This is a genomic window from Hydrogenispora ethanolica, from assembly GCF_004340685.1.
GTDB lineage: Bacteria > Bacillota > UBA4882 > UBA8346 > UBA8346 > Hydrogenispora > Hydrogenispora ethanolica.
In genome coordinates this window covers 1-21,239 of sequence record NZ_SLUN01000061.1, presented here as the reverse complement: position 1 = coordinate 21,239, position 21,239 = coordinate 1, and the positions used below count along the sequence as shown (strand labels likewise).

15 protein-coding genes and 2 CRISPR repeat arrays are annotated in these 21,239 nt (G+C 44.8%); of the genes, 6 read left to right on the top strand and 9 right to left on the bottom strand.

The window, feature by feature from the left end:
• Positions 1-181: 181 nt before the first annotated feature.
• The 8 genes from cas3 to EDC14_RS25650 all read right to left on the bottom strand — a co-directional run bounded on the left by cas3 (position 182) and on the right by EDC14_RS25650 (position 10,341).
• Complete coding sequence (cas3, locus tag EDC14_RS25685; RefSeq protein WP_132017995.1) at positions 182-2,542, bottom strand: CRISPR-associated helicase Cas3'; 2,361 nt, start codon at positions 2,540-2,542, stop codon at positions 182-184.
• 60 nt (positions 2,543-2,602) lie between these two features.
• Positions 2,603-3,328: a type I-B CRISPR-associated protein Cas5b gene (gene cas5b / locus EDC14_RS25680; RefSeq protein ID WP_132017992.1), complete on the bottom strand. Its 726-nt coding sequence runs from the start codon at positions 3,326-3,328 to the stop codon at positions 2,603-2,605.
• 12 nt (positions 3,329-3,340) lie between these two features.
• Positions 3,341-4,249: a type I-B CRISPR-associated protein Cas7/Csh2 gene (gene cas7b, locus EDC14_RS25675; protein ID WP_132017989.1), complete on the bottom strand. Its 909-nt coding sequence runs from the start codon at positions 4,247-4,249 to the stop codon at positions 3,341-3,343.
• A gap of 2 nt (positions 4,250-4,251) precedes the next feature.
• Positions 4,252-6,021: a TIGR02556 family CRISPR-associated protein gene (locus EDC14_RS25670; RefSeq protein WP_132017986.1), complete on the bottom strand. Its 1,770-nt coding sequence runs from the start codon at positions 6,019-6,021 to the stop codon at positions 4,252-4,254.
• A gap of 114 nt (positions 6,022-6,135) precedes the next feature.
• Positions 6,136-6,864, bottom strand: a complete 729-nt coding sequence (gene cas6 / locus EDC14_RS25665; protein ID WP_243663123.1) for a CRISPR-associated endoribonuclease Cas6 — start codon at positions 6,862-6,864, stop codon at positions 6,136-6,138.
• A gap of 230 nt (positions 6,865-7,094) precedes the next feature.
• Positions 7,095-7,650: direct repeats of the CRISPR family, unit length 30 nt; unit sequence GTTTCAATTCCTCATAGGTAGTCTAAAAAC.
• Between the two features lie 352 nt (positions 7,651-8,002).
• Complete coding sequence (locus EDC14_RS25660) at positions 8,003-8,491, bottom strand: GNAT family N-acetyltransferase (RefSeq protein WP_243663122.1); 489 nt, start codon at positions 8,489-8,491, stop codon at positions 8,003-8,005.
• An 80-nt stretch (positions 8,492-8,571) separates the two neighbouring features.
• Positions 8,572-9,921, bottom strand: coding sequence for a hypothetical protein (locus EDC14_RS25655; protein ID WP_132017980.1), 1,350 nt, complete (start codon positions 9,919-9,921; stop codon positions 8,572-8,574).
• A gap of 60 nt (positions 9,922-9,981) precedes the next feature.
• Positions 9,982-10,341, bottom strand: a complete 360-nt coding sequence (locus tag EDC14_RS25650) for a winged helix-turn-helix transcriptional regulator (RefSeq protein ID WP_243663121.1) — start codon at positions 10,339-10,341, stop codon at positions 9,982-9,984.
• A 114-nt stretch (positions 10,342-10,455) separates the two neighbouring features.
• Between EDC14_RS25650 and EDC14_RS25645 the strand changes: the two genes are divergently transcribed.
• Entirely contained in the window at positions 10,456-10,851 is a 396-nt protein-coding gene (locus tag EDC14_RS25645; RefSeq protein WP_132017974.1) for a pyridoxamine 5'-phosphate oxidase family protein, read from the top strand.
• A gap of 219 nt (positions 10,852-11,070) precedes the next feature.
• A CRISPR array of direct repeats spans positions 11,071-12,881; the repeat unit is 29 nt; unit sequence GTTTCAATTCCTCATAGGTAGTCTAAAAC.
• A gap of 319 nt (positions 12,882-13,200) precedes the next feature.
• Here the strand turns inward: EDC14_RS25645 and EDC14_RS25640 are convergent.
• Entirely contained in the window at positions 13,201-13,518 is a 318-nt protein-coding gene (locus EDC14_RS25640; RefSeq protein ID WP_132017971.1) for a hypothetical protein, read from the bottom strand.
• A 1,183-nt stretch (positions 13,519-14,701) separates the two neighbouring features.
• On the opposite strand from EDC14_RS25640, the gene EDC14_RS25635 reads away from it, so the two are divergent.
• The 5 genes from EDC14_RS25635 (at position 14,702) to EDC14_RS25615 (ending at position 20,969) form a co-directional block, all read left to right on the top strand.
• Entirely contained in the window at positions 14,702-15,301 is a 600-nt protein-coding gene (locus EDC14_RS25635; protein WP_132017968.1) for a GNAT family N-acetyltransferase, read from the top strand.
• 845 nt (positions 15,302-16,146) lie between these two features.
• Complete coding sequence (locus EDC14_RS25630; protein WP_132017965.1) at positions 16,147-17,004, top strand: helix-turn-helix domain-containing protein; 858 nt, start codon at positions 16,147-16,149, stop codon at positions 17,002-17,004.
• Entirely contained in the window at positions 16,997-19,108 is a 2,112-nt protein-coding gene (locus EDC14_RS25625; protein WP_132017962.1) for a HelD family protein, read from the top strand. Before EDC14_RS25630 ends, EDC14_RS25625 begins: the two co-directional genes overlap by 8 nt.
• 94 nt (positions 19,109-19,202) lie before the next feature.
• Complete coding sequence (locus EDC14_RS25620; protein WP_132017959.1) at positions 19,203-19,970, top strand: GNAT family N-acetyltransferase; 768 nt, start codon at positions 19,203-19,205, stop codon at positions 19,968-19,970.
• A gap of 306 nt (positions 19,971-20,276) precedes the next feature.
• Positions 20,277-20,969, top strand: a complete 693-nt coding sequence (locus EDC14_RS25615) for a hypothetical protein (protein ID WP_165908329.1) — start codon at positions 20,277-20,279, stop codon at positions 20,967-20,969.
• Positions 20,970-21,239 lie beyond the last annotated feature (270 nt).

Genomic DNA, 21,239 nt, shown 5'->3' with positions numbered 1-21,239 from the left:
TTTTATCGCTGTTTTCCTTGGATCTATTATACCACAAATAGCTCTTAAACTTAGTATTATCAAGGCTTTTTTCTCTGTTCAGCGAACCCTAATTACAAGTCTAAAGTACTATTAGATATTATCCAAAAAAATAATTTCTCTACCTAAATTGAATCAAGTAAAGTCATTAACCATTCGATTTCTACCAAATCGTCTTAGTGCCCTTAGCCTTAAATCCCGTTTTTTGATCATAAAACTCTTTTAATTGCAAACGGGGTACAAAAAAGAATCCACCAGCCTCAGGTGGAATATTTTTCACGGTAGCTGGGATCGAGATCACATATTGATAAAATTCAGCTTTGACCTTTTCAAATGCGCTTCGTTTCTCAAAAATATTATCTACTTTATTTATCTCTAAAAACTGGTCCCAAAGCATTTCTGCCGTATCATCTACTATTATGAAAGCATCAACCTTTGGATAAGACTTAATCAGTTGAAAAGAGTCAATATCCAGACTACCATTCTCAAGTTCCGTACAAGAATCTTCCTGCTTATACCGCAAATTATAAACAGCATCAAGGTAGTTGGCTGAGGCATCAAAAGAACATTTACTATGAACCAGTTCATAATATTCGTCAATCAATCCCAAAAAGTCTTTTTCCCGATACTCATTTGTTTGGCGAAGTAACGCTTCGGTAATGTCCAACTGAGCTGGGCTATAAATCAAGCGGCAATAAGGTTTATTTTGATCGTCGATTAATTTTATAATATAAAACTCACCAGGACTCAAACCGTTACGATTACAACGACCTGCCGCCTGATTAATCGAGTCAAACGGCGCAAAATCCCGGTATACAATATTAAAATCAATATCCACTCCCGCTTCCACTAATTGCGTAGTAACCGCCAAGCGGATCGCACCGGATTTAATCCGTTCAATCCGCTCTAAGCGTTCTTTTGGGGTGATCTGACTTGAAAGAAAGAGGACTTCTTCCGTAACCTGTTCCTGAAGCATGTGAAAAAAGTTCTGTGCTGAACCAATGGTATTCAAAATAAACAGGTACGACTTGCCTGAATCTAATTTTAACTCTTTAATCAATTGTTTAATCGATACAGCTTTCAGATCCACCCAAACCCGCAAACGGTTTAAAACCTGAAAATACTTTTCCCGCTTCACTAATGGGACCACCTCATCCCTTCGAAAGATCAGAGGATCGGTGGCGGTTACAAATATAACGTAACATTCAAAATGAGTGGTTAAAAAATGCAGCATCTCCCGGATCAGTGGCCAGAGTTCATAGCGTACCGATTGAACTTCATCTAAAATAATAATCGAATTGCTAAAACGATGAAACTTCCGAACTGCTCTATTTCTACCGGTGAGTAACGTTTGAAATAACTGAACGAAGGTAGTAATAATAATTTCTGAATACCAGCCCTCTACCATAATTTTCGCCATCTCCGGCTCAAACTCAGTGGCATCCGTTTCATAGCCTTTGGAGGTTAAATAATGATGTTTCAACAAAATATTGTTATCTCTGGCAATTCCATTTGTTTGCAGGATTTTTTCCATAACCTGATGGTTCTGGTCGATAATGCTCATAAAAGGTAAGGCATAAATAATCCGGTAGTTAACTTTTCTAATATCCATTAAGGTTTTCTTAAGTTGAAAGGCAAACGAAAAAGCGGCCAGAGTCTTGCCCAAGCCCGTAGGGAGATTGATAGTATATACTCCAGGTTGTAAGTTATGATAGTTTTGATCCAGAACCTCTTGATATGCCTGTTCCCGAAGCTGATTTAAAGGGGTATTGATGAACCCTCCTACTTGTTTATAATGCTCAACTAAGTCTGCTCCCAAATTGTAACGTTTTATCTTAAGAATAGTCTCAACTCCGATGGCAGCTTCACTTTTATCTGCATCAACTAGCAGGGAATAGAAAAAATCAATCAGGAAATATAATTTCAAATCATGCTTGACACGAAACTGCTTGGCCTTTAGCCGGAGGTTCTCTGTTTTTATTTTACGAAACCACTCTTTCAATCTCTCGAAAGATACTCCAGTCGCAAGTCCATGACTTTGTAGTTCGTTTAGTAATAAGTCAAACTGAATCGGATTGATTCCATCTAATTGTTCTTGAAAAGTAGCATAATCGGTCGCGGTTAAAATGGTTTCCGTCATAATGTCGCTTAGATTTCCATGATGGCGGCGAATGACCAGGAAGCAAAGCAAGGGATAGACTTCTTCCGTAAAGCCATCCGTAAACATCGTTTTTGCCAAAAAATATCCACAGACAGCCGAAAAAAGCCCATGATGAGTTCGCTCAGCCTTTTTTAGCCGGAGTTTTTCCATTTCGGAAGCTGTCAAATAGTTTTGAAAAAAACAGGTCGCCTTACCAAGATCATGGGCCGTTCCGATAATATCGATTATTGTCCTAGCGTCCATGGTGGGTAATAGCCTGGTCTTCTTTTCATCAAAAAAATATTGGCCAAGTTGTACAACACCATAGAGATGGTCCGTTAGAAATTTATCCGGATGTGAATAAAGCATTGATCTAGTTTCCATGATGACTCCCTCATAATTTCGAGTCTAGAACCAATCCCCTCTTGTTTTATTAAGGATGAGTTAGAAATAACAGATTTTATCCCCATTCTCTAATACAATAATTTGTTCCTTGGTTCGATTTCCGAGCCGCAATGGTTTCCCTTCGGCCTCCCAGATAACATTGTCATAGCTCTCAACGATCCGCTCCGGGGTCATATAAACTGGAATCCTTTCTTTAAAATAACGCCGTTCCGTCTCCAGGATCAAATTATCCCCCTTAAAGTACTTCTCCGGGATTACCGAGACTAATTCATCCAAGTTGGGGGGCCTCAACTGACCCTCATAGAGTCCGACCCACCGAAAATCGGCCAGTAATTCGCTTAAACCCATTGATAACGTATAATGAGCATAATGCCGCTTTACTAAATTCGCCAGCTTAGTGAATAAGGCATCATCCTGGTGATGGATGTAAATCCGAAAAGCCGGATTGTGCAAGAATTCAGTTCTAATAGGGGTTCGTGGTGCATGCTTTTTTTTATGAACCGGTTTCCAATAATTATCCTTAGTATTAATCAGATTAATGCCAAGACGGATTTTACGTACTGGATTAATTAGCTGGATACCTAACCGCATATTATCCAAGGAAAAGTCTCGCAGATAGCTTTCTTTATTACTACCGATGATAGCCCCTAACATCCCAGCCACGGTTGGAGGTGGCGGAAACGAAAAAGTCAAGGGAGATGATGTAGTATAATACTTTCTAAAATGGCCAAAGTCCGACCAAATATCAAAGACCAATATTTTCATCGTCCAGCGCCTCTAATACTTAATCGTTTCAAATGGCAATTCGGCGAAGACTTCGGCGACGGTTACTTTTTTACCGGCCATTGTCAGATTTACCCGGTCGTCTATTATAATTTTAATCCTGGAGATCTCATCTTTATTTGCCAGTAATAATTCTCGCAAAGCATCTACCTCAAGTCTACCATCACTGACATCCCGCAATGCAGCATCATCTTTATCAGTGACAAACTTGATTCGCTTGTCTAGTTCACCGAAGTGGGAATGTCCCTCTTTATGCTCAACTAGTAATAACAAGCGCGGCATTTGGCCGGTTTTGGAACCGGAAAGTAAATTTTTGGTGCCATTCCACATAGCTTCTAACATTAAATCAATATCTTCCGGTGTGAGCGGAATTTGTTGTTCATTAGCTGCATTCTCGTTAACTACCCCATAAAATGCAATTAATGAATACGGAAGAATATACTTTTCGGTAAAAGTACCCTGTTTATTACCTTCTTTCGAAGGCATTACTGTAGTACCCTTAATATAAGTTAAATCAACCCGATGTAGTGAACGTCCAAACTTAAATTGAACCGGACCGGTCAATGTCAAAGTCTTTTCTTTCACTGCGATGGTCGCGCCAAAAAGCCTCAAATCAATGCATTTGATCAACAAATCATCAAAGTTATTTTTATAATCACCCAATCGTTCTTCTTTAGTACGTAATTCCCCTTTTTTATCCCTGGTTTCCAGCACGAAGATATCCTTTTTTTTATAGGAATACAGATAATCTCTGATTGTACGTTTCAATCGGACATCGGTGACTAAATTCAAACCGGTCTCTTCGTCAATTCTGGGTTTGTTTTCGTCGATTGGATCTCCATTCGGATTAGCATCCGTAGCATCATAAAGAAAAAGAATTTCAGAACGGTTAATGTTACTCATTTTTATACTGCCTCCTCCTTTTTAGGATAAATTGTTTTAGCGATCAAATTAGCCAAGTTCATACCCGTTGCAAAATAAAAGTTAATTTCATCCAAGGTAAGAGGCCAATTTTCGCCAGCAGACAATAAGTGTAACGAAATTTCTTCCGCCATTTGTCGCTTGCCTTTATCAAAAGATTCATATTCAATCAACTTGTTTTGAACTTTCGGCAATAAACCTCGTATATCCCTTTCGGTTAAGCGTAGTCCCTTTAATTGTTTAGCGAATGGTTCATTACCACGGTCTACATATTGTTTGTTTAATAAAAGTTTCGTCAAAGCCCCTAAAAGAAAAATTCCCTTAGCTGCTGATTCTGTGAGCATCGGCGCAATATTGGCGAAGACATCGTCAAATTGACTCTTGATCACATTTTTCACCTCCTTATAACTGACTAAACTAAGTTTTATTAAAAATGTCAGACTTACGATTCCATCCAAAACCGTCCAATGAAACGATTCATACTCATTATTAAAGTCATAACGAATTTTTTTCATGATAAACTTAAGAACAAAATGTTTTTCTATAGTTCGGAGCCTAAAAACATCCTCCACGATTTGTAGGAAATACTTATCTAAGTCCGGATCATGCTTATTTTCATCGGATTTAATGAAAAACTTTCGTAATATCCCGAAGTTAAACTCCCGTTCAACACACCTCCATGTATAATCTGTTTTTTCTTTGGCGTCAAAAATTTTCCGCAACATGGATGGATAAACATCCTCAATTAACAACAAAATTCTCTCCGCGCTTTGTTCTCCGCGCATGAAAAGAAATTGTATCGTCATAACATCATTTTCACTGCTCAAAAGGGCCAGAATATCCTGTTCATCGGCGGTAATCCGTTTTACGATATCATTAGCCATGGAGATTTTTTTAGGACCATCAGTAAAGTAATCAATAATTTCTTTGGAAATAGTAGAGGTTCCTAAAAGAAACTTAGGGAGTAAAAAATAGTTCAGTCCGTATACAAACTTAAAGTTCAGCTTAGATTCGATAAATTCGCGTCCGGTTTCCAAAGCCAATTTACAATCCTGACAAACCGGGAAATTTCGCCATGATAATTTTTCATTAAATCCTCCAACAATAAAGCCCGGTTTATCAATGGTATAGAATTTAAAAGTATTGATATTACCTGAAACTTTTTCCTGTCGTTTACCACAGACTGAACATACCTTGTTGGACTCACCAATAGAGTCATCTTTTAAGCTTTCCAAACCCAATAAAATTCTTGAAAAGAGTTCAAATTCACCGATATATTTGTTATTAATCTTAATTGTCAAAATTGCGTTTTCTTCTTTAGAAAGCGTTCCTAATTTTGTATTTAGATCATTCAGCAAATCTTTATTGCTTTCCTGAAGTATTTTCCAAATTATTCTAAGAAAATTTAAATCTTCTGTTGTTAATTTTAAAGGTTTTTTCTTATCTTCAACATACTTAAACCAAGCTAAAATTTTATTGTTAAATGTTTTTTCAACTTCGGTTATTTTAGCGACCGGTGTTAAATCAGTACCTCGCGAAGATCCTGAACGATACAAATACAACATCTTTTTTCTGTCTGAAAGTTCTTCCAAACTAACTCCCTTCAAAACTCCCTCACCGGAATCAATATTGATCTCTATAATAATTGCGTGCAAATAAGATTTGACTTTAGGGTTCTCAACCAAAGAAGCCAATTTGCCGATACGATTTTGATTTGAAATTAATTCCCCTAATTCCTTGACCGTACTTAGCATTGGAATTCCACCGCCCCGATACAATAATGAATTATAATTAATTGGTCCCACTGCTAGAAAAAGAACTTCAAGCCAGATTAAAAATAGTGGACCACTTGGCACATGAAAATTCCGTCATCCCTTAATCTCCCCACACCCAAATCCCATGCCATTCTTGCTTCCCAGTCCGGCATCGATCGCCAATTGCAACAATTCTCTTGGTCCGTTCATCTGCAACATTCCCGAATACGCTTTGATTACATTTCCTTTGTAATCGAGAATATGCAATCGGGGCAGTCGCAACGGGTGAATCGTCATAATCCCAGGCGACGGTTCCGTTCCTACCAACGCCCGAAACTTCTTATCCAGGTTTTCCTTGGCGAGTCTGGTGAACTCCGGATCCCCCGGCGCGAAATAACAAGTATATTTTCGCCCATCCCGCCGGAGTAACGTGCTATAAACCGTCACCGGCGATAATAAGTGCAACTTCAGCGACTCGCCTTCCACTACCGGGTGTTCGGCCTGAACGCTTTCGACAACAAGTCTGTTTTCTCCCAGCCGGATTTCTCCCTTGGTCAGCAATCCGTTCAATAATGACTGGCAAAACCGCTCCACCGGCGACGCGACGATCAACTGTAACGGCGGCGTGAAACTTATTTGCGGTCCATTAATCCGAAAAGTCCCAAAGAGCCGTGAGAAAGTAAAAAGCTTGAAAACACGGCCCCCGCCGTCAAACCCCCGGTCATGCAGAAAAGCGCCGAACTCCGGATCCAAGGACGCATACAATGTGGCTTGCAACCAATGATTGTATTGAACCGGAAGGTCGATGGGGGCATCGGAATTAAAGCTGATCTTTAAACGCAATTTCTGCTCCTTTGAATAACCTATCTTTCGATCACGAATTGCCAAAACCCATTTAAAATGTTCCGTCCATGAAAAAGCCAATTTTAAGTTTGATTTACCGCAATTTCCCGACAATAAAAATATCTTCCAAATCATTTGCCATATCTTTTTCGCTATCATACATAAAAAACCTTCAAAAAATGTTTGAATTTGTCATAACAAGAATCATTGATCCGACAGGTTCTGATCCAGTTTCAATCCCTCATAGGTAGTCTAAAAACCACTTCACCACCATACTTTTTGTTGCACCATTCGAGTTTCATTCCTCATAGGTAGTCTAAAAACATCTCCATCACGTCGGCCCGTTGGACACTATATTGGTTTCAATTCCTCATAGGTAGTCTAAAAACGCAGCCGGGAAGATCAGTTTGCTGGTATAAAAGTCAGTTTCAATTCCTCATAGGTAGTCTAAAAACGAAGGGAGGGATACTCATGGCAATTGTAACCTGCTGTTTCAATTCCTCATAGGTAGTCTAAAAACCGTCATCAAGAACCAGGACCGTATCGGTCGCCAGAGTTTCAATTCCTCATAGGTAGTCTAAAAACTCGAGAAAACACCAATTGACATTTGTCCAATTTGCAAGTTTCAATTCCTCATAGGTAGTCTAAAAACTGCTTCCTTTCCGGGAGCCGATGCAACCAACCATTGCAGTTTCAATTCCTCATAGGTAGTCTAAAAACTTTGAGAACTCATCAAACAAATTCGCCGTACCATGAGTTTCAATTCCTCATAGGTAGTCTAAAAACCCTTCCCAAATGGACTTTTTTAAGCCCGAACCGTCAAATCTTCGGACTTTCCCATCATAACTTTCTATTGAACCCCATTCTCCATCAGATTTTAACTTGTTGTCGACCCCCCGGCATTTTTACATCACTTCCGGGTCGACAACAAAATAGAGATCTTCCACGTTCCCAACTTCCCGCCACGATCTCGACCATATCCCGGGTCATATTGCGATTGAGTGGCATGACCCCTGCCATGGTATCGAAAATCGATCAGGTTCGACCAAAAGTATAGGATACCGCCGTTCCACTCAGGAATCGCTGGATATGCACCGATTAAAATGCATCTCAATTGCCATCAAAGCGTAACACTACATCAGCCTACCGAATGGATCAATACTTTCGAGTAATAACCTTTTTCCTCATCATAGACATAGTTGTTGGCTAATAGCGCCTTGCAAGAAGGGATATTTTCCTTTTCGGGCTGGACTACAATTTCATGAGCTTTTTCCACCACGCGGATTGTATCGCTCAAGATTCTTACAATTTCTTTGCCAAGCCCTCTCCCCAGGCAGGTCTCTTCCCCGATTAAATAATCCATGCTAAAAACTCTTTGGGGCTGATCGACACTGTACCAATCTTCTTTCGCCTCAAAACAGTCGTAGTATTGGCAAAATCCGATCGGGTTATTTTCATCGAAAACAATGAAATGCTTAATAAAATGAAAGGCACCCTTCCGTTCTTTCATTTCATACAACCATTCTTCCGGATCATCATACCATTTTTGGATATAGTCTTTATAAAGCCACTCTTTCACAAGCGGAAGATCCCTATCCTCCAAAGGCTTCAATATCAATGGATTCAAATCGTCCTCCTAAGGAATGTGAGTAAGGCTACGATTTGCATTATCCAGTCCGTTTCAAAGCTTAACAATCCTACATTCCATCACTGTTCGCCGGTAATATCGCGGTGATTCAATCTTGCCCAGCTTGCGGCGACGATGTCGACCATATCCCGGGCCGTATTGCGGTTGAGCGGCATCACCCGGCCATGGTACCGAAAATAGATCAGATTCGACCATAATACCTCGTAGCCGCCTTTATCATATTCCTGCGCCGTCGGCAGATAGCTTTCAATGCCATTGACATATCCCCCGAAGAATACGAGCGGATTTTGGGTCCGCTCCACAATATCCAAAGCGATTTCACACATGGCTTCATTGGCGATGCCGCAGAGGCAGCCTTCATTCAGAATAAAATATTGAAACTCAATCTTCGCCTCCTGGGCCTGAATCTTATCTTGATGCAACCGCTTCACCTCTTGCAACCAGTCCCTGCCGTCAATGGCGGCTTCTTTTTGGGCCTCGGCGGCAATTTGGGCGGCCCGCTCCAGGCCCGGAACATCGGCCCAAAAGCGATGGTGCTCCGAAAACATTGTCAAGCGGAACACCGGGGCGGGAACCATCTCCTCCAACACTCCCGTGACGGACTGGACGATGGAATTCGCCATTTGCGCCAAGGCCGCCATGCTTTGTTGGAAATAGCGCTCTTTTTCAACATCGCTATAGGATTTCATGGAAGCCTCAAACGCGTGGATCTCCAGATACTCCGCGTTTTCCTGCTGGTATCTCGGCCGGACATCGCCGGAAGCGCCCTGGATCATCATCACCTTGCAACCATACTTCTCTGCCAGCCGCTCCCGGGCCGGACCGAAATAGTCTGCGGAAATCCGGTAGTTATCACTGGTTAACACATTGGCGTGGGCCGTGACCCGCAATACCAGCAACTTCGGCTCGCCTGAAATCCCGTCGGCGAGTTTCAAAATTCCGAGACGGTTATCCAGAACCGAATTTTCCCCCCGCCGGTTGACGCCGATATTGGTTTCGGTGACGGCCCATGCCGCGTTCCACTGCTCCATGTTTCCTTGCGCTTCCCGGACCGCAGCCAAAACCCGGTCACAGACAAGCTGATAGTATCTTTCATCCGTTCCCGCGTTGGGGGCCGAATGAGTATGGGAGAAACATACCATGACCTTGGCGCGCCCGCTTTGAAGCTCGGCCGCCACCAGGTCGCGCAGTTTTTGGGTGAGGTTGACGGTGAAACCGATACTATCGATCGTAATCAAGCAGCATTTTTCGTGATCCGTTTGGCAGAGCAGAATTTGGGCATACAATGGCTGGAATATGCCCTGCGAGGTATTATCCAAACGGGCAAAGCCGACCAATTCCACCGGCCAGTCCGGGGTAATATCCGCTGCGGCGTAGCCGAACCGGACCGCGGTATTTTTAATTTCCATTCGAAACAGCTCTTTTCTCGAAATACTGATACTTTAACCGGAGTGTTTTTATCCGGACCTTCATTGCGGCCCTTCCACCGGAAGGGACCGCTGTTTCATCTCCGCGCCCCATTTTCCCAGTTCCTCCAGGGCCGGCAGCAGCCGCAGCGCCGCCTCGGTCGGCGAGTATTCGACCCGTGGCGGTATCTCCGTGTACTGAATCCGGGTGACCAGTCCGTTGCTCTCCAACTCCTTGAGAGATTGGGCGAGCATCATGTTGGTGATCCCGGCGATCTTCCGCTTGAGTTCCTGGTAGCGCAGCACCCGGTTCTGGCAGAGCGCCCACAGGATCGGAATCTGCCACTTGCCGCCGATGAGCCGCAAGGCATAGGTCACCGGGCAGTCGGCGAGCGGCGCTTCATCCTTTTGTGAATTGCCCATCGTTTGCTTCTCCATTGCTATCTAAAATATACTTAGTCAAGAATTACTGCATACTTGCATTTTTATTTCTCTGCCGTAAAATAATACCATAAAAATCACCAAAGGAGAAGCGCGATGAAAGAAGTTTTACAGTTTTTGACGGACAATCCCATCTTCTACCTGGCTACGGTCGACGGCGGCGTTCCCAAAGTGCGTCCCTTCGGCTTCGCGATGGAATGGGAAGGTAAGCTGTATCTGGCGACCAACAATCAAAAGGATGTCTACAAGCAGCTCCGAGCCAATCCCCGCCTGGAGATCAGCACTACTTCCAAGACCGGCGAATGGCTGCGCCTCAAGGGCAAGGCCGTCTTCAAGACCAGCCGGGAGTCCAAAGAGGCCGCGCTGAACGCCATGCCGACGCTCAAAAAAATGTACAGCGCCGACGACTCAATCTTTGAAACGTTTTATATCGAGGACGCCGAAGCCACCTTCATGGACATGAAAGGCGCCTCCCGCACGGTCAAGTTCTAACAGCGTTCTGATAAAAGGTGGTTACAAAAACGCAGCGAAGCAAGGGTAAAGTCGTTTTTCGACCTTTATCAAGCGATTTCCGTTTCAAAAGGCTTTACCATGGCTTTGAAAGTCCCTTCCCCCGCGATCCGAGACTGAGCAATCAGTCTTTTTTCTTATTCCCGGCGTTTCAATCCATCGAAAGGAATTTTAGAAAATCGCGATGCCTTAAATGGCGAGGTTTCAATTCCTCATAGGTAGACTAAAAACTTAAAATCCCACGACGTGATAATTAAAATAAGATAAAGTTTCAATTCCTCATAGGTAGACTAAAAACATTTTTCGTTGCAGGACCGCCTTTACCTGCTCGACGGGTTTCAATTCCTCATAGGTAATCTAAAAACGCCGGACGTGAGATCGTCTCAGATTTCAGCAACATCATGTTTCAATTCCTCATAGGTAATCTAAAAACCTGGCCGCCCTTGTTCGAACGACGATGCAGTTCTGAGTTTCAATTCCTCATAGGTAATCTAAAAACGCCCAATATCTTTCCGCACTTGCCGTCCAACCATTATTGTTTCAATTCCTCATAGGTAATCTAAAAACCCGAAGGTCAGTTGAAGTGCTGGGAAGCTGGCAAACAGTTTCAATTCCTCATAGGTAATCTAAAAACAAAGCGGCCGACCTTACGCCGCAAGAGCGGAGCCTGGGTTTCAATTCCTCATAGGTAATCTAAAAACATTGGAGTTGTCCGCCGTTGAGTGCAGCCACGGAACCGGTTTCAATTCCTCATAGGTAATCTAAAAACGACCACCAGCGCGATTTCCGACCTGTTAGGAATGTGTTTCAATTCCTCATAGGTAATCTAAAAACCTAGCGTTCGTACTGTCAATCTTGTTAGGAACTTGTTTCAATTCCTCATAGGTAGTCTAAAACGCGAATCCAGAACCGCCAAAGACATTTTTAATGCCCTGTTTCAATTCCTCATAGGTAGTCTAAAACGCGGATCATCAAGTTTGCGTGGACTGGAATTGCCGAGTTTCAATTCCTCATAGGTAGTCTAAAACCCGAGTCGATGATTGCGGGGATATTGTTTTGAATCTTGAGTTTCAATTCCTCATAGGTAGTCTAAAACGCCATCACCGGATTTTTCGACCGCAGTTCCAAATAGTTTCAATTCCTCATAGGTAGTCTAAAACAGATCGTTCAATTCGTTTATCTTAAAAAAGAGGTGAAGTTTCAATTCCTCATAGGTAGTCTAAAACGCAAGCACCCCATTTTAAAAAGATATTCCTTGACAAGGTTTCAATTCCTCATAGGTAGTCTAAAACCAACATATTAGTATTGGATACGTAGAAAAATTGTTTGAGTTTCAATTCCTCATAGGTAGTCTAAAACGAACGGGCCTGTTCGGGTTTCCAACCTTGTCTTCTGTTTCAATTCCTCATAGGTAGTCTAAAACGAAAGTGGACTCCCAGCCGGTACTTGGAAAACTTGGTTTCAATTCCTCATAGGTAGTCTAAAACGAATGGCATAGAGAATATAGATTGCATAAGCAAAAAAGTTTCAATTCCTCATAGGTAGTCTAAAACCCGTACATTGGAAGGTAACGGCATTTTCGCTTTTTTTTAGTTTCAATTCCTCATAGGTAGTCTAAAACAATTACTCTAATCTCCGCGAGAATTATTGGCAATGGTGTTTCAATTCCTCATAGGTAGTCTAAAACGAAGTCCGCTGATGCTGAAGAATGGGAATTAGATTAGTTTCAATTCCTCATAGGTAGTCTAAAACGATGGTGGAAGCTCAGTTATCTGGAGATATTTATATGTTTCAATTCCTCATAGGTAGTCTAAAACAGAATATTGGGAGCCTCGCGCCTGGTATTTTGACGAGTTTCAATTCCTCATAGGTAGTCTAAAACGAAGAAGCACAATTTGCGGCCGATATGGCTCCTGGGTTTCAATTCCTCATAGGTAGTCTAAAACATTGTTATCGTTCCGTTTTCAAAATTGAAAATCAGTGGTTTCAATTCCTCATAGGTAGTCTAAAACCCTTCCCAAATGGACTTTTTTAAACCCGGACCATCAACCTTCGGGCTTCTCCGTCACAACTTTCTATTGAACCGCATGCTCCATTCCGGTTTTGATTTGTCGTCGACCCCCCGGCTTTTTTACATCACTCCGGGTCGACGACAAAACAAAGATGATCTCGCATGGCACGAAACTTTTGAGCCATTGACTCTATTATACCAGGTCATTATGTTTATTGTAGAGGTAGTTTATATGTATGCTTCGCGGTAGGCGGGCTTGACTCGCCGCGCCTACCTCTTCCGTACCCATACATATTTCAAAATAATCTCATATCTTGTCTTTACCGCTGATCAACGATACCAAATTCCCGCCAGGTCTCGGGCGGCAATTCGATCTTCACCTGCTTACGGGCCACCGAGTACAGGGCTTGCATTGCGTCGAGATACTGCTGGCGCTCGACGGTCTTCTCCATCATCCGCGCCTTAAAGGCCAAACGCTCGGCATGCGCGTCGCGGGCGTTGCCATGGATGCTGGTCAATTGGGTAATAAAGGCGGCGTCGATGCCCCGTTTGGCCAACTCTTCGGCATGGGCCGACAAACCGGCCAGCATCTCCTCGGTCCGGCCCAGTTTGGCCAGGATGGATTGAGCTTTGATCATGGTCATTACCTCCAATAAATGTTCGGGATAGACGGGTCCCTGAAAGTTTTTCGGCTGCCTAGGCTTCATCCGATGGCTTCATTATATCAGATTGATTGTCCAAAATCAACAATAAAATGATTACATGTAACAGCGCTTTTATAATCATCCCTGCTTCAGACCGAAAAAATTTTTAAAATATTGGGGACGGTTCTCCGGAAAACCGAGATTCCGCCGTTCGAAAGGATATTCCCTCTTGCTCCGGTTTCGTCGCGCAATCCTAAAATCGCATGCAGCCCGGTCCGGTTTTTATGTTAGAATACTCTTACTTTTACATCAACTTTCGCAGAGAAAAAAGTAATCAAAACCATGTATACTAAGCAATGAAAAGAAAAATAGAAAGATACCCTGACAAACGGACTAAAAACAGATTAGGTATGGAATGTAAAGGGAAAAACTTTTGGATGCTTGTTCCTTTGGCCTACGGTTCCGGCGGCGGGTTTTAGCGGTAAAAAAGTAACCAAAAAACCGTTGGATTCGGCCTTATCCATCCATGGAGCCTTATCTTTACGACTTCCTGTCGCTGAGAACCTACGGATTTATTCCTCCCGGTTCTTGAACGTCTTTGCCATCCCTGGCTATCTGTCTGGCAACCAGTTAAGGCTTCCGTTTCCGACCGCGTTTTTCCTCCGCGTAAAGAAGCGGCGCTGTCTCCCTCTATGAAGACGGTTGTTATTCGGCTTTTTGAGATTCTCATTAAACTCAAATATCCATTCGAAGCCTCTTTCTTTCGAAACGGTACCCGCCTTCAGGGATGAAGGCGGACGACGCATCTTTTCGCGGATGAAAAACTGCGGTCGTCAGCGGAAGCCTACACATAGTAGCCAGTCAGAATGCCATGGATGGCGGCGGCATGCTAGAACCCCGGATGAATGAGGAGGCGTCGGAACCTGGGTTCCGACTGGGCGGATTCCAAAGGGTGTCCCACTACACCCTTTGGTCCTGGGGGTGTGGGGGCAGGAATAGTCCCCATCGGCTTTCAATCGCTTAAATCATTTGCATATTTTTTTACATGGAAGTCCAGTTATTTATTTATAAATCAAGATGACTTCTTGTTATGATGCTATACCTAATTATTTCAAGGGTTTATTGGTAAATTTCAATTGCGAAAGTTGAACTCTTACGAAAAAAGGGAGCAAAGCTGATGATTAATTTCACGCCCTTTCCGAACCTGACCACCGAACGCCTGGTCTTGCGCCAGCTTAGCGAAGCGGATTTGGATCAATTCTTCATCCTGAAATCGGATGAACGATTGCTTAAAAACTATGACGCCAAACCCAAAACCTACGAAGAAGCCCGCCGCAAGCTGCAAGAGCTCATCCGGGATATTGCCGCAAACCGCTCCATCACCTGGGCCATCACGTTGCAGGGCCGGGACCGCTTGATCGGTTCGATCTGCTATTGGAATATCTCCCCGGAAGAGTCCAAGGCCGAAATCGGCTACGAACTGCTGGCGGATTGGCAAGGCCGGGGAATCATGCAAGAAGCAGTGGCTGCCGTCATCGAGTATGGCTTTCACGGCATGAAGCTGCAACGGATCGAAGCGGTTCCCAACCCGGGCCACGCCAAATCCATCAAACTCCTGGAACGAAACCATTTCATCCGGGGCGCCGAATTCGCCGAAACGGACCCCGCCACTGGCAGAACACTGCCCCGAGTCATGTATACATTAAGAAGGTCCGGTAATTCAGCTACGGAAACTTCCGCTGCAGTTGCCCAAAATGGTCATTCCGTTACGGAATAAGCTCATTCACTTACCGAAACTGTTCATTGAGTAACGGAAGATGGTCATTCGGTTACTGAAATTGCTTATTTCGTTACTGAAGATGGTTATTCAGTAACTGCAGATCCTTTTGCAGTTACTGAACATGTTCATTCAGTTACTGAAGATGCTCATTCAGTTACTGAAGATGCTCATTCAGTTACTGAAGATGCTCATTCAGTTACTGAAGATGCTCATTCAGTTACTGAAGATGCTCGTTTGGTAACTGAGAGATGGTGATTCAGTTAGTGAATAAGCTCATTTTAGAACCGAATCAGCTCATTCAGTTATAAAAGGAGCAAGGCTGGACATTGGTGTGGTGATTCCATTACAAATTTCAGCTAACTTGGTATCAGCGCACACGAAAGTTAAACCAACCTAACCCCGTCCCCTTCCGGTTGCCGGTCTGAATGAGTATCCGGCGGGAAGGTATGAGTCGTCCGAAACCAGGATCCTGCGATTACGAAGTGTTCCGATGCTAGCCTGTTAGGCTATCCGCTCTTTGACCGTTTCCCTCCCAAAATTTACTCGGCCCCCCTTGGGGTGGGCCGTAAACCCACAAACTCCGCTCCGGTATCAAAGACATTTCCAGGTACCTGCAGCCGGACTGCGAAAAGGCATTGGTATTCCCTCCGGCATATGCTTCCGCATAAATCGCAAGAATGATGAAAAATGGCGCCTTCAAACCTGATATAATTGATTCGGCCATTTTACCGGATATGTGCCATTCGCAATGAGTCATCCGGTGGGAGGCCCGATCAGCGCAAGATTCATGAAAGTTTCCAATCCGATGATTGCTATTATGCAACGCATAAGGGGAAAGACCGATGAAAAACCTTGAGACCGTGATTGCCGCAATCCACTATATTGAAACCCATTTGTCCGTCGAAAAGATCGACCTGGATATTGTCGCCGCCGCGGCGCATTATTCCAAATACCACCTGCACCGCCTCTTCACCGCTACCGTGGGGCTGACGATTCATGATTACGCGCAACGCCGGCAACTGACCGAAGCAGCCAAACTGCTGGTTTTTTCGGATCAATCCATCCTGGACATTGCGATTCTGGCGGGTTACGACAGCCAGCAGGCTTTCAGCAGTGTGTTCAAGGCGATGTATAAGCAGTCCCCTCTCCAATTTCGGAAAAACGAGGTGTTTTATCCATTGCAGCTGGAATACAACTTCAAAGACCAGCGCGAATCGCTGGAAAAGGCGCGGCAGAATGCCGCGCGGGCCGTCCGCTTTGCCAAAGCAGCGGATATTCCGGGATGGCTGGACTTGGTGCGCCTGGCCATTGACGGCTTTCCCCATCTTGAAGAGGCTGAGCACGTAACGGTCCTGAAACGCTATATCGCGGGCAACGGCGCGCTGCTGATGACCGAGGGCGACCTCTGTATCGGCGCCATGATGATCAACTACGAAACCGGCAGCATCGATTTTCTGGCGGTCCATCCGCTCTACCGCAAACAGGGTGTTTCCCGGGACTTCTTGAACGTGGCCTTCAGCGAGCTGCTGCAGAATAAGGCGATCAGTATTACCACATTCCGAGAGGGCGACAAAGCCGATACCGGATATCGCAAAGCCCTCAAGGAGCTAGGCTTCGCCGAAGCGGAACTGCTGACGGAGTTCGGATATCCGACCCAGCGGATGATCTTACCCAAGGAGGAAGAGGATTCGAATGACTGAGGCACAGCAAGTGAACGGCCGCGCACCGCAGGAGCCGACCCGCATTCAAGCAAGCCAAACGGAAGCATCCGCCGAAACGCCTGCTTTTCCCGATGAAATCGCGCAGCTTGAATCTATTGAGCGCAAGCTGGATGAGGCCATCCGGCAAGCCGACGATTCCGTCGGGCACCTCGACAAAGAATACATGGATGTCAAGCGCTACATGGTACAGCATCGCGGCGAAATCGACCCCCACGAGATGTTCCAGAATGAACTCGCTTTGAGGCAAATTGACAGCCACGGCGCCTTTGCGGTGAAGCTCCGGGATAAACTGGTGAAACTGCTGGACTCGCCTTACTTCGCCCGGATCGATTTTTGGGAAGCATCCACCGCAACACCCGTCCCCTTTTACATTGGCAGATTTGCTTTCAGCCACGGTAATCAGCTGCTGATTTCCGACTGGCGCTCCCCGGTCGCCGGCATGTTTTACGATTGCGAGCTCGGGCCGGCGGGATACCTCGCCCCGGCCGGACCCATCAACGGCGAGCTGACGCGGAAACGGCAATTCAAGATCAAGAATGGCGCGATGGAGTATGTGTTGGAGAGCTCGCTCAATATTCAAGATGATGTTCTGCAGCGCGAACTCTGCCATACTTCGGACCAAAAGATGAAATCGATCATCGCGACCATTCAAAAGGAACAGAACCTGATTATCCGGAACGAAAAGGCCGGGACCCTTCTGATTCAAGGGGTCGCCGGTTCCGGCAAAACATCCATTGCGCTGCACCGGATCGCCTACTTGCTCTACCGCTTCAAAGACGAGTTATCCGCGAAGAACGTGGCCATCCTGTCGCCCAACAAGGTTTTTGGGGAGTATATTTCCAATGTCCTGCCCGAATTGGGCGAGGAGCCGATTTATGGGATGAGCTTTGCCGATATAGCCGAGATTCAGCTGAAGGGCATCATCGCTTTCGAGCCCGACCAGGACCCGTTGGAAACCGCTGACCCCAGGTGGGCGGAGCGGGTGCGCTTCAAGTCCACGCTGGACTTTGTAAAACGGATGGACGAGTACTTGGCCCGGATGCCCGAGACTATCTTGGAACCATCCGACTATACTTTTGGCAGATTCACCGTCCAAAGCGCCTGGATCCGCAGCCAATTTGCCGCGTATCATAAACACCCGGTCAAGCGGCGGCTGCAGATGATTGCGGACGATATTCGTGACCGCTTTGAAAGCGACAACTTCATGGAGGAGCCTTTGCCGGATACCCGGGCCATCTTGAAAAGCCTGACCGCGATGCTGAAGGTGAAGAATACCCTGGCCCTCTACCAGGATTTCTATAAGCAGCTGAAGATCGCGGACCAATGGGTGATGCCCGCGAAGAAGACCCTCGAATGGTCCGACGTATACCCGTTCCTGTACTTCCACGCCGCTTTTGAGGGCTTGCGGGAGAGCCGGGTTATCCGCCATCTGGTCATCGACGAAATGCAAGATTACACGCCAGTGCAATACGCGGTGATGAATATCCTCTTCAAGTGCCAGAAAACGATCCTGGGCGACTTCGGGCAGTTTATCAACCCGAACCATTGCCATACGCTCGCAGATCTGTGTGAGCTTTACGAAGGCGCGGAATTGATCGCGCTGAATAGGAGCTACCGCTCAACCTATGAGATCATCAGCTTCGCCAAACGCATCCAAAATGTTGTCGCGCTGGAGGCGGTCCCGCGCCATGGCCCTCTCCCCGACCTCGTCTATTGCCGTAACGGGCAGGAAGAGCTGACGCGGATCAAGGAAAAAATCGCCGCCTTTCAGCATAGCGGGAATGTGACACTCGGAATTATCCTGAAAACGAACGGCGCGGCCAAAGCCCTTTATGATATACTATCTCAGGACTACGAGCTGCGGCTGATTGCGCCGGACAGCGCAACCTTCACCAATGGCATATCCGTCACCTCAATTCAAATGTCCAAAGGGCTGGAATTTGACGCGGCCATCATCCCCGCGGCCAATCACGAGACCTACTCCGGCGAATACGACCGCAGCCTGCTTTACATTGCCTGCACCCGCGCAATGCACCGGCTGTCGTTGACCTATACCGGCGAACTGACCCGGCTGATAGGATAAAGTTATATGATGCTTTTCCGTTTTGTGGTAGGATAGTATCATAATATATTTCGTAGTAAAGTAAAGATGATTTATTCAGGGTGGAAAGGGTAATATGACGAATCAAGAAATTTTAAAAATTGCGATGGAGCAAACCGCAATTGATTCGAATTGCAAGGTTGAAGATTTAACATCAAAGCAAAATGTAGTTGTAATTTCAAAACCGAATCAAAATGCCCGGCGGTATCTGAGTCTTCCGTTTTTCTGCGATCTTGTGTCCTACGGTTCAAACATCGTCGCTTCCGTTGATGAGAGAATCGCTGACTTCATTTTGGAATATATCAATCATGGTACGATTGAACATTGTTTTGAAACGCCCAATCTTTACCTGCTGACAAAGGAGTTCGAAAAATACGGTAAGATACCGTGCTTTATGGCAGAATATTTTTTACCGGATGTCGATATCCTCGCCGCGCTTCCTTGCACCTATCCGGTGAAGCTTCTAAATCCTGACGATTTTTCACAGCTTTATTTGAGCCAATGGAGTAACGCACTGTGTGAAAAGCGAAAACAGCTTGATATGCTTGTAGCAGCGGCTTATGACAATGACAAAATAATTGGAATGGCAGGTTGTTCGGCCGATTGTGACTCCATGTGGCAGATTGGTATCGATGTCCTGCCTGAATATCGAAAAAATGGTGTTGCGGCGGCACTTACTTCTCACCTTGCGGTTGAAATTCTGAAGAGAGGGAAAGTACCTTTTTACTGCTGTGCTTGGTCGAATATCGGTTCGGCTCGCAATGCACTAAAAAGCGGCTTTCGACCCGCATGGGTTCATCTTACATCCATCGATACCGAAAAAGCGCTGGAAATGATGAGATGAACATTCGATTTCTACTGGTGGTACCGGTTTCTCCAGGTCAAGTATTTTCCAGTGTATGATTGGATGATACCCCCCAAAGAACCAAGTAATGGAATAATATAATATACTTTAGCAGATTCAGTAATACGATAACCATACTTAATGACAAATATTGACAGGACTTATGCGGTTGATGGAAAGAAGAACCAAACAATAGCGAAAAATATTTTCAAAAAAGCACCAAAAAGGCTTGACTTTTCTGAAACGCCCTCATAATCGGCGAGGATGACATTTTTGTCATCACTCTAAACGATTTGGGTGATACGAATGAAAATCTTGCGCAAACCAACCTTTGAGGAAAAAAATCATAGTAAAGGCGGCGGAATTCCTGTACTGAAAACAATTTGGGAAATGTTTGATTTATCACTGCTTTTCTCCCAGTTGGGCTATCAAAAACATTCCGGTTTATCGGTTTGGCAATTGGCGTTTGCTTATATCTGTGGATTGATCGATAATGCTGGTTCGACCAATCAAATTGCTAACTTCTTAAAAGAAACCCCGGTGTTGAAACAGTTGCTTTCCGGAAAAGTCGTTACTCAATGCGCTTTCAGTCGATTCTTATCAAAACCTTTTCAATGGCTGCAGTTTTCTTTAGGACGACTGGATCGTTTTCAATCAAAACCGGAAAGTCGCTTACAAGATGGTGATATCATCGCTTTGGATGATACGAAAATCGAGCATCCTCACGGGAAAAAGTTGCCGTTTCTTTGTTGGCTGTTTGATAGTTCAGATAAACGACATATCTGGTGTATGAATCTGATATCAACATTGGCCGTTCTTCAGAACGGATTAGAGTACCCCATGTTATGGCGTTTCTGGGTCAAGACCGATCAGAAAAACGAAAAACAGACCAAGCTTGAGCTAAACAAATGTTGCTGGATTTTCGAAGCCTCAACAAGGCGAAAGTCTGGATTGCCATGGATCGTTGGTTTTTGTGCAAAGACCTCTTTGTCTGGTTGATATCGCAAGGGTTTGATTGGGTAACCAAAGCGAAACGGAATACGATTCTTTTCCGTAAGACTTATGATCCGGCGCTTCACCGGGAAACATACGCAAAGGTCAATCCTAAACAGTTGCTTCGAGAAATATAAAACTTTGTCTGGCGGGAAGTGCAGTTATCGTAAGCCTGCCGAATATTTAGGGTTCGCTGAACAGGGGAAAACGCCCTCAAAAAGCCGATTCAGCGAACCCCCCAAGTTCCATGAGCAAGCCCAAAACGGACCTTGAAAA

Excerpts from the sequence above, each read along its gene's own strand:
- cas7b (WP_132017989.1), bottom strand. The coding sequence starts at position 4,249 with ATGAGTAACATTAACCGTTCTGAAATTCTTTTTCTTTATGATGCTACG.
- EDC14_RS25640 (WP_132017971.1), bottom strand. The coding sequence starts at position 13,518 with ATGATCAAAGCTCAATCCATCCTGGCCAAACTGGGCCGGACCGAGGAG.
- EDC14_RS25645 (WP_132017974.1), top strand. The coding sequence starts at position 10,456 with ATGAAAGAAGTTTTACAGTTTTTGACGGACAATCCCATCTTCTACCTG.
- EDC14_RS25615 (WP_165908329.1), top strand. The coding sequence starts at position 20,277 with ATGAAAATCTTGCGCAAACCAACCTTTGAGGAAAAAAATCATAGTAAA.
- EDC14_RS25670 (WP_132017986.1), bottom strand. The coding sequence starts at position 6,021 with ATGCTAAGTACGGTCAAGGAATTAGGGGAATTAATTTCAAATCAAAAT.
- EDC14_RS25620 (WP_132017959.1), top strand. The coding sequence starts at position 19,203 with ATGACGAATCAAGAAATTTTAAAAATTGCGATGGAGCAAACCGCAATT.
- EDC14_RS25650 (WP_243663121.1), bottom strand. The coding sequence starts at position 10,341 with ATGGGCAATTCACAAAAGGATGAAGCGCCGCTCGCCGACTGCCCGGTG.
- EDC14_RS25630 (WP_132017965.1), top strand. The coding sequence starts at position 16,147 with ATGAAAAACCTTGAGACCGTGATTGCCGCAATCCACTATATTGAAACC.
- cas3 (WP_132017995.1), bottom strand. The coding sequence starts at position 2,542 with ATGGAAACTAGATCAATGCTTTATTCACATCCGGATAAATTTCTAACG.
- EDC14_RS25635 (WP_132017968.1), top strand. The coding sequence starts at position 14,702 with ATGATTAATTTCACGCCCTTTCCGAACCTGACCACCGAACGCCTGGTC.
- EDC14_RS25655 (WP_132017980.1), bottom strand. The coding sequence starts at position 9,921 with ATGGAAATTAAAAATACCGCGGTCCGGTTCGGCTACGCCGCAGCGGAT.
- EDC14_RS25625 (WP_132017962.1), top strand. The coding sequence starts at position 16,997 with ATGACTGAGGCACAGCAAGTGAACGGCCGCGCACCGCAGGAGCCGACC.
- cas5b (WP_132017992.1), bottom strand. The coding sequence starts at position 3,328 with ATGAAAATATTGGTCTTTGATATTTGGTCGGACTTTGGCCATTTTAGA.